This window comes from Vibrio sp. 10N.222.46.A1, from assembly GCF_041473595.1.
Lineage (GTDB): Bacteria > Pseudomonadota > Gammaproteobacteria > Enterobacterales > Vibrionaceae > Vibrio > Vibrio tasmaniensis_A.
This window is the reverse complement of sequence record NZ_JBFRSN010000724.1, coordinates 1-9,184: the sequence shown is the minus strand read 5'-3', so window position 1 is coordinate 9,184 and position 9,184 is coordinate 1. Positions and strand designations below refer to the sequence as shown.

The following is a 9,184-nucleotide window of genomic DNA, read 5'->3' as shown; positions in this document are numbered from 1 at the left end:
TTTGTTATGTGTCTTATCTGAACTGTCTTGTTTTAAAGCTCAATGAGACCAACTCAAATTACGCCTTCTTGAAGATAGAACTCAGCGACAAAACGTTTTGGATACGAGTATGGATTGCAGCTTGTTCTTCTTCCGTACGCTGCTCACCTTTAGTGTTTCCCCATACTGGTCCTGGCCATGCGATGTCATTTTTGAAACGCGCAATATGGTGAATGTGCAGTTGTGGCACCATGTTACCTAGCGCGCCTAGGTTTAATTTGTCTGGTTGGAATGTCGCTTCTAATGCTTGGCTTACCGCTTGAGACTCAAGCAAGAACTGCTGTTGTTCTTTCATTGGTAGATGGTGCAACTCTTTTAGGTTGGCGCGTTTGGGTACCAAGATAACCCAAGGCACTGCACTGTCTTTGCTTAGCAGCGCCAAGCTTAGTGGAAATTCGCCAATAAGCGTGGTGTCTTTTGCTAACTGTGGGTGAAGTTCAAAGCTCATTATTATTATCCATTTCGATTTCTTGAATTCAGTATACGTTAGATAAAACAAAAGGTTGATGCTCTCACATCAACCTTTGTATTTATTCATTGTAACCCGAAGGGGATTACATACGCTCTAGAGTTTCGATACCTAGAAGCGACAGACCTTGCTTGATAGTCTTAGCTGTCAGTGCAGCAAGCTTCAGGCGGCTCTGTTTAACGGTTTCATCTTCAGCCACAAGGATAGGGCATGCTTCGTAGAAGCTAGAGAATTGACCAGCAAGTTCGAACAGGTAGCTACACATGATGTGTGGTTGACCTTCACGAGCAACAGACTGTACCGCTTCTTCAAATTGTAGAAGTTTCGCGATAAGGGCTTTCTCTTTCTCTTCAGTGATTTTGATTTCACCTTCTAGAGAGTCCATAGAAATGCCTGCTTTAGCAAAGATTGAAGCGACACGAGTGTATGCGTACTGCATGTACGGTGCTGTGTTGCCTTCAAATGCCAGCATGTTTTCCCAGTCGAACACGTAATCAGTGGTACGGTGCTTAGAAAGGTCTGCGTATTTAACTGCTGCCATTGCTACTGTGTTCGCAATGGTTTTCTTCTCGTCTTCTGCTAGCTCAGGGTTTTTAGATTCAATCAGCTGAGTTGCACGTACTTCTGCTTCGTCCAGAAGGTCAGCAAGACGCACTGTACCGCCAGCACGAGTTTTAAATGGCTTACCATCTTTACCTAGCATCATGCCGAACGCGTGGTGCTCAAGAGATACAGACTCAGGAACATAACCCGCTTTACGAACGATAGTCCAAGCTTGCATTAGGTGTTGGTGCTGACGAGAGTCGATGAAGTAAAGTACGCGATCTGCGCCCAGTTCTTCAAAACGATATTTAGCACAGGCAATATCGGTGGTGGTGTATAGGAAGCCACCGTCACGTTTTTGCACGATAACGCCCATAGGGTCGCCATCTTTGTTTTTGTATTCGTCTAGGAATACAACTTGTGCGCCGTCAGACTCTTTTGCTAGACCTTGTGTTTGTAGGTCAGAAACGATGTTTGAAAGCATATGGTTGTACATACTTTCACCCATCACATCATCACGTGTTAGTGATACGTTCAGGCGATCGTAGTTACGTTGGTTTTGAACCATGGTTACGTCAACAAGCTTTTTCCACATTTCAGCACAGTATGCGTCGCCACCTTGCAGTTTCACTACGTAGCCACGAGCTTTCACAGCGAATTCTTCGTCTTCGTCGTAAAGCTTTTTAGATTCACGGTAGAACTGCTCAAGATCTGACAGTTCCATTGAAACTTCACCAGTTTCAGCTTGGATGCGCTCAAGGTTTGCGATAAGCATACCGAATTGAGTACCCCAGTCACCAATGTGGTTAGCACGGATAACTTTGTGACCTAAGAACTCAAGTGTACGAACAACAGCATCACCGATGATCGTTGAACGTAAGTGGCCTACGTGCATTTCTTTTGCAACGTTTGGAGCTGAGTAGTCAGCAACAATCGTTTGTGCTTCTGCGGCTGAAACACCAAGGCGAGAGTCAGCAAGCGCTGCGTCTGCTTGTTGTGCCAGGAACGTTTCATCTAGGAAGATGTTTAGGAAACCTGGACCTGCGATTTCAACTTTAGAAGCGATACCGTCTAGGTTTAGAACGTCCAATACTTTTTGAGCAAATTCTCGAGGGTTAGTGCCTAGTCGTTTAGCAACACCCATAATGCCGTTTGCTTGGTAGTCACCAAATTGTGGTTTTGCAGATTGACGGACAGCCGCAGGAGAGCCTGCAGGTGCGCCAGCGGCTTCTAGAGCCTGAGATACTTTGTCATTAATCAGTGCTTGGATATTCACACGCGTTTCCTTCAATTCAAGGATGAATAAGAGTAGCCGTTATTTCGTGGGCATTAAATTTGGCTAATTATGCTTCTAGTTAACGATTTAATGCTGAAATGAACAACAGACTCTGTTTAAGTTCACAAAAATGGCGTTAATCATACCAATTTTGTGGGCTTTCTTATAGGTCGAATTGATAGAAAATTAACATTTCCTGAGGGGTTTTTGACAATCAACTTTGACCAAGCCAAGTTTGTCTATTTAGGAAAGTAAGACACGGTACTTTTTGAGTGTTTTTTGTCAAAGCAGCGCTTGTTGCTGGAAGTAAAACTGATACCATGCTGCCATTATTTGGAGAACATAGACAATGACGATGAGCCTGAAGCAAGCAGAACTAGAACCACAACAAATGATTGCACGCCTTGATACGTTTATGACGAAAATTGAGAACCTCGGAAATGTGCTGGGTTTGGATTTAAGCTTTGCTCAAGCGGATCATATTGCATTAAGAATCAATGAAACTGAGCTTGCGAAATCAGCACATCAAGCATGGTCTGAATACGGCTCTACGATTTCAGAAGCGATGATCAATGGTCGTCCCATTGTGGTGTTGGCTTTCGATAAACCATTGCAAAGCCTTGGTTGGAAGATTGAATGTTTAGAGCTTCCATACCCAGCTGAAGGCAAGATTTACCCGAGCCAAGATTGGGAGCATGTAGAGTTTGTGATTCCTTCTCACGCACAAACGGCCGATGAGTATCTAGCAGACCTTAAAGAGACTTACCCGCAGTTCGCTGCTAAGTTTGAAAATTTGGCAGATCAAGGCATTAAGATAAAACTCTCTAGCCCGAAAGGTGAGGGGGAACGTTTGAATAATCCAACGGTTGCATTCAAGCATCAAGGGATTTGCATTAAGCTGCATCCACACTCTTTGAAGAAGATTGTTGAGTCAGAACAGGCCTAATTTGATTGGATAGTTGCTGGGAATAGATTCCTGAACTCACCAAGGCTCGTCGGAATTACGGGGTGTTTGATGGTGTTTGCCAGGTCTATCTTTAGATGCTGACAGTCTGAGCGTTCGAGGGCGTATGTCAGAGTCTACGGTTAGAAGGTTCTTACCGAATTCGTCATTCCCGATAGCGACGAAGGAGCGTAGTCGGGAATCTCATAAAGCTAGTCAGATCATCAGATACAAAAAACGCGCAATGGATTAACCCTATTGCGCGTTTTTTATTGGGTTCTAACTGGAAGTCTTACCTGAAATCGAACCTCCGATCTACAGAATCACGGTCTTGTTGCCGTAAACAAACACGTGATCATTGATCACTTTGTTTAAAGCCTTACTCAACACGTTCTTCTCTACGTCACGACCCGCTTGTGCCATGTCTTTCGCGCTGAAATTGTGATCCACTGGGATAACATCTTGCTTGATGATTGGACCTTCATCGAGATCGTTTGTCACAAAGTGTGCCGTTGCACCAATGATCTTCACACCGCGCTCGTAAGCTTGCTGGTATGGCTTAGCACCAATGAATGCAGGCAAGAAACTGTGGTGAATGTTGATGATTTTGTGGTTGTACTTCTCAACAAACCCCGGCGTCAGCACTCGCATGTATTTAGCAAGCACTAGATAGTCCGCCTCATACTGGTCAATGACTTCCAACATCTTCTTCTCATGCTCTTCACGGTTTAATCCTTCGTGAGAAACATGGTGGTAAGGGATATCAAAACGCTCGGTTAGGCTTTGCAGTGTATCGTAGTTACCAACTACTGCCGCAATATCAACATCTAAACTGCCATCGAAGTTCTTCATCAGAATATCGCCAAGGCAGTGTGCTTCTTTAGTTACCAGAATCACAACACGCTTACGAGATGAATCAACCAGCTTACGTTTTGTGTTTTCTGGCAGGGCTTGGTCTAAATCGGCGAGTAAGGTTTCGTCATTGAAGTAGCCCTCTAGCTCTGTGCGCATAAAGAAGTGGCCACTTGTGTTATCAACGAACTCATTATTGTGAATAATATTGAGTTGGTGCTTATAACAAATGTTGGTGATCTTTGAGATGAGGCCTGGGGCGTCAGTACAATGTGTTAATAAAGTTTTTCTTTCCATTTGCATCTTACTTCCATGAATGTTGCACTTATTATATGAAATCGGGATTCTTCAAAATTTAATGCAGGCCGTCGAACGGTGAACTGAGCCGCAGTATCACCGTTATAATTAATCTATTATCAAGTTGGTTTCAACAAATTCTGCTGCTCATTTATCGCATCGATAAATTGTTTTATATAGAAATATCAGTTTTTCGATAGAAAAAAAGGCAGAAGCTTCATTTTTCAAGTTTTGACCGTAGTACGCATTTGAACTTCAACCGAGGCATTGACGCTTTGGCCAAAAATAGAGGTGATACTTATGGATAAAGAGTTACTAGCAAAAAAACTGTACTGCAAACGAGTGAATTCATTAGCGGGAAGTACAGAGTTAGATGGTAATGTTCTAGATGAAATGTGGGAAAGTAAAACCTCACCAACCGATGCAGTGAAAGCCATGCAGCCTTGCGATAATCATTTTGAAGGCGCCCCTTGGTTGTCGCGTTATCTCAGCCGAAAATAATAACGATTCTTTGATTTTTATTTCTTCAATTCTTACCTTCTAGGTAGCTTAACCCAAACCAAACACCTCCGGTGCGAAGTCATTCTTGATTCGCGCCGGCTCACTAAACCTGCCATAATTCGCCTTCTATTTTTCTAAACTTCGTACTCTATGATATCTAAAACGTTTTCTGCTGATGGTGCTTTGGGTAAAGCGATCCCTGGGTTCCAACCTCGACAAGCTCAGCTAGACATGGCTGAAGCGGTTTCACAGGCTATTGAACAACAGAGCCAATTGGTCGTTGAAGCGGGAACGGGAACAGGTAAGACGTTTGCTTATCTAGTGCCAGCACTGCTGAGTGGTAAGAAAACGATCATCAGTACGGGGTCTAAAAACCTTCAAGAACAGCTGTTTCACCGAGATTTACCATTGATGGTCGATGCGCTTGGTTTTTATGGTCAGGTTGCGTTACTCAAAGGCCGTTCAAACTATTTGTGCTTGGACAGGCTCAGTCGTCAAATGATCGAGAGCCATGGCACTCACACCGATCCAACGCTGTTAGCTCAGTTGGTGAAAGTGCGCAGCTGGTCGTCCGCGACTCAAACTGGCGATTTAGGTGACTGTGATGATATTGCTGAAGATAGCCCGGTCATTCCAACCATTACCTCGACTAACGACAACTGCTTAGGCAAAGAGTGCCCAAGCTACACCGATTGCTTTGTGCTGAAGGCGCGTAAAAAAGCGATGGATTCTGATGTTGTTGTAGTGAACCACCACTTGTTTCTCGCGGATTTAGCGATCAAAGAAACCGGGTTTGGTGAGCTGATACCTGAAGCCGATGTGTTTATCTTCGATGAAGCGCACCAACTTCCCGATATCGCTAGCCAATACTTCGGACAATCGGTTTCCAGCCGACAGATCCAAGAGCTAGCCAAGGACATTGAAATTGCTTACCGAACTGAAGCCAAAGACATGCGCCAACTGCAGAAAGTAGGGGATAGGCTCGTTCAATCGTCAGCCGATCTACGCATTGTGCTTGGCGATACGGGCTTTCGCGGTAACTGGCGTGAAGCATTGAAGTCAGAGTCGATTGCGAGAGAGTTAGTTCGCTTACAAGATGCGTTGCAATTGGCCGTTGATGTATTGAAATTAGCATTGGGTCGAAGCCAGTTGTTAGACACGGCTTTCGAGCGTGCAACCATGATTAAGTCGCGTATCGAACGTGTATGTGACGTGTCGATTACTGGTTATTCGTATTGGTATGACACCACGCCACGACACTTTGCTTTGCACATCACGCCACTCTCAGTCGCCGACAAATTCCATGAGAAGATTGAGCTAAAACCGGGTGCTTGGGTGTTTACCTCTGCAACTTTGGCGGTGTCGGACGATTTCGACCATTTCACCTCACGGCTTGGGCTAAAACCGTCAGCACAATTTTCACTACCGAGCCCGTTTGATTACCCAAATCAGGCGCGTTTGTGCGTGCCTCGCTATCTACCAGAACCGAATAGCCCGGGCTTAGCGGACAAGCTAGTAAGAATGCTGACCCCTGTGATTGAGCAAAACCAAGGTCGCTGTTTCTTCTTATGTACCTCACACAGCATGATGAAAGAGTTGGGTGAACGGTTCCGCGAAACGCTCTCGGTTCCAGTTCTGCTGCAAGGTGAGACAAGTAAGCAAAAAACCTTAGCCGAATTCATGGAATTAGGTAACGCATTGCTGGTGGCTACTGGCGCTTTCTGGGAGGGGATAGATGTTAGGGGCGACGCATTAAGCTGTGTTATCATCGATAAATTGCCCTTTACAGCCCCTGATGACCCTTTACTTAAGGCTCGAATCGAGGACTGTAAGTTAAAAGGGGGTGATCCTTTTGCACAAGTACAGTTACCAGACGCAGTGATTACCTTGAAACAAGGTGTTGGCCGATTAATACGTGATAAACGTGACAATGGCGCTTTAATTATTTGCGATAACCGCTTGGTGACCCGCGATTACGGTGGTGTGTTTTTGGCGAGTTTACCGCCTATCCCACGTACCCGTGACTTAGGGATCATTAAAGAATTCTTAGCTAAAGACCATTCAACCGCTGCTGAGTAATTGGCATTGTTGAGCTTAGCCATTATTTTAGATTAGATAACGAATATTTGAGACACAAATGAGCGCGAAAATTCTTGCAGTAGATACCGCAACTGAAAACTGTTCAGTTGCACTAGTAATTGGTGACCAGGTGTTCGCACGTAGCGAAGAGGCACCTCGAGACCATACGAAAAAAATTCTACCTATGGTTGATGAAGTACTGAAAGAAGCGAATATTGCTTTAACCGATATCGACGCGATCGCGTTTGGCCAAGGCCCGGGCAGTTTCACGGGTGTACGTATTGGCATTGGTATTGCTCAAGGCTTAGCTTTTGGTGCTGATTTGCCGATGATCGGTGTGTCTACACTGGCAGCGATGGCGCAAGGCAGCTACCGTAAATTTGGCGAAACTCATGTTGCAACAGCAATTGATGCTCGCATGAGTGAAGTTTACTGGGCTCGTTACAGCCGTGAAGATGATGGTCGTTGGACTGCGGTCGATGCGGAATGTGTAACGCCTCCAAGCGAATTGGCTGAACAGCTTGAAGCGGACTCCAACACATGGGCAAAAGTAGGCACAGGTTGGGAAGCATATGCAGAGCACATGGACACACTAGCGATCAACACCAAAGTGTGTGAAGTGCTATTCCCAGAAGCTCAAGACATGGCGTTCCTTGCTCAATTTGCTTATGCTGAAGGCAAAGCGGTTGCTGCTGAAGAGTCTGAGCCGGTTTACCTACGTGATAAAGTGACTTGGAAAAAACTGCCTGGTCGCGAGTAAATACGTATTACTTTGGCTCTGCAGTTTATTTTGTAGAGCCGTTATTAAAATTAGATACACAATCATTAAAGTCAGGTAATAAACTCTTTAAGCATGGTTTCAATCAACGGCTTACCTCCTTCTTCGATAGGCAATACATCTAAAACCAATCGAACCAACAAAAAGAATGAGGTAAAAAAAGGCGATGCAAAGACCTCTGTTGGTCAGCCAACTAAGGTTGCGAATGCTGTCTCGCATTCTATTCGCCAGGTCAAAGAGTCTGAGATTCACAAGGCTCAGATTCAATATGATCTTCCAGAAGGGCGCGGACGACGTGCGATGGAGGAGTATATGGATGTGATGAATCAAGCTAAAAAAGAGGAACTTGCAAAGCTAATTGGGGTCGATATTTATATCTAGCTTTGTGTTTTCATTTATCCTGCTCTAAGGAGCTGCATTATGTATTCTCTCATATCTAAATCTCGCTTATTTTTCCTTGTCGCTTTCTCTACGATGGTGATGGGGTGCTCCTCTTTACCTAAAGAACTTAATGCAAACTCAGAACAGGTGGTAACTGACTACCAAGAGTGGGTAAACACACTACCGGATGCCGGTGATGTTCGTTTGGGTGGCGTGATTGCTAAAGTCACTAATCTGAAAGATAAAACGCGTGTTGAAGTGGTGAACTTACCTATCTCTAGTAGTGGTAAGCCTGATATTGATGCCGAACCAAAAGGACGTTTTGTTGGTTACATTGACGGCTATGTTGAACCATTGAGCTTTGCTGAGGGTCGTTTAGTTACTTTAGTTGGCACATCAAATAGCACTGAAGACGGTATGGTTGGTGAATACCCTTACACTTTCCCAGTCATGAATGTCTACAATCAACGTTTATGGCAGATCACTGAAAGAGTGGTTATTAATGACTTTGCGCCAACTTACTACTCTTGCCGCAGTTTACATTGTCGCAGTTTTCAAACCATGCCTAAGTCAGGGCGTGTGATTCAAGATGTGCAATAGTCGAACCTTAACTCGACATACCCAATGACAGGGACACCATACTATCAATGATTGAACAGTCATATTCCCTTGCGAGCGGGACACTTGCAACACAACAGATTGGCAACCCACAAACGACCGTAACGACGGTCGTTTTTATTCATGGCTGGCTAGACAATTCCGCAAGTTTTACTCAGGTCATGCAGCAAGTCTCTAAGCTTTCTCCAGATACTCACTTGGTTGCGATCGATCTTTTTGGGCACGGTTTCTCGTCGCATAAGTCGGGGAGTTACTACCCATTTCACGACTATATTGATGATTTACACCAGCTAGTGACCAAATTATCGCCAAACAGACTGGTGCTGGTAGGACATTCACTTGGTGCATTGATAGCAAGTTGCTATAGTGCCGCCTTTCCTGAAAATGTGTCAGGATTAATTCAAATTG

At 44.6% G+C, this 9,184-nt stretch carries 10 protein-coding genes; 7 read left to right on the top strand and 3 right to left on the bottom strand.

Annotated elements, in window-relative coordinates:
* Positions 1 to 58: 58 nt before the first annotated feature.
* The gene (locus AB4496_RS19145; protein ID WP_009847309.1) at positions 59 to 487 is read right to left on the bottom strand and encodes an HIT domain-containing protein; all 429 of its coding nucleotides are present in this window, start codon (positions 485 to 487) and stop codon (positions 59 to 61) included.
* A gap of 106 nt (positions 488 to 593) precedes the next feature.
* Complete coding sequence (gene argS, locus AB4496_RS19140; RefSeq protein ID WP_009847308.1) at positions 594 to 2,327, bottom strand: arginine--tRNA ligase; 1,734 nt, start codon at positions 2,325 to 2,327, stop codon at positions 594 to 596.
* Positions 2,328 to 2,676: 349 nt separating this feature from the next.
* On the opposite strand from argS, the gene AB4496_RS19135 reads away from it, so the two are divergent.
* Positions 2,677 to 3,273 carry a VOC family protein gene (locus AB4496_RS19135; protein ID WP_009847307.1) on the top strand — a complete coding sequence of 199 codons (597 nt, stop codon included), beginning with the start codon at positions 2,677 to 2,679 and terminating at the stop codon, positions 3,271 to 3,273.
* A gap of 312 nt (positions 3,274 to 3,585) precedes the next feature.
* Here the strand turns inward: AB4496_RS19135 and purU are convergent, their stop codons facing one another.
* Positions 3,586 to 4,419 carry a formyltetrahydrofolate deformylase gene (gene purU, locus AB4496_RS19130; RefSeq protein ID WP_012604522.1) on the bottom strand — a complete coding sequence of 278 codons (834 nt, stop codon included), beginning with the start codon at positions 4,417 to 4,419 and terminating at the stop codon, positions 3,586 to 3,588.
* A gap of 300 nt (positions 4,420 to 4,719) precedes the next feature.
* Between purU and AB4496_RS19125 the strand changes: the two genes are divergently transcribed.
* From AB4496_RS19125 to AB4496_RS19100, 6 genes are all read left to right on the top strand, one after another.
* Complete coding sequence (locus tag AB4496_RS19125; RefSeq protein ID WP_009847305.1) at positions 4,720 to 4,920, top strand: hypothetical protein; 201 nt, start codon at positions 4,720 to 4,722, stop codon at positions 4,918 to 4,920.
* Positions 4,921 to 5,070: 150 nt separating this feature from the next.
* Positions 5,071 to 6,999 (top strand): ATP-dependent DNA helicase, encoded by a 1,929-nt coding sequence (locus AB4496_RS19120; protein ID WP_009847304.1) that lies wholly within the window; start codon positions 5,071 to 5,073, stop codon positions 6,997 to 6,999.
* Positions 7,000 to 7,057: 58 nt separating this feature from the next.
* Positions 7,058 to 7,759, top strand: coding sequence for a tRNA (adenosine(37)-N6)-threonylcarbamoyltransferase complex dimerization subunit type 1 TsaB (tsaB, locus tag AB4496_RS19115; protein WP_009847303.1), 702 nt, complete (start codon positions 7,058 to 7,060; stop codon positions 7,757 to 7,759).
* 93 nt (positions 7,760 to 7,852) lie between these two features.
* On the top strand, positions 7,853 to 8,158 hold the full coding sequence (locus tag AB4496_RS19110; protein WP_009847302.1) for a hypothetical protein: 306 nt from the start codon (positions 7,853 to 7,855) through the stop codon (positions 8,156 to 8,158).
* A 39-nt stretch (positions 8,159 to 8,197) separates the two neighbouring features.
* Positions 8,198 to 8,758, top strand: a complete 561-nt coding sequence (locus AB4496_RS19105) for a Slp family lipoprotein (protein ID WP_009847301.1) — start codon at positions 8,198 to 8,200, stop codon at positions 8,756 to 8,758.
* 47 nt (positions 8,759 to 8,805) lie between these two features.
* The coding region (locus AB4496_RS19100; RefSeq protein ID WP_372131636.1) for an alpha/beta fold hydrolase at positions 8,806 to 9,184 on the top strand (379 nt) is incomplete at its 3' end.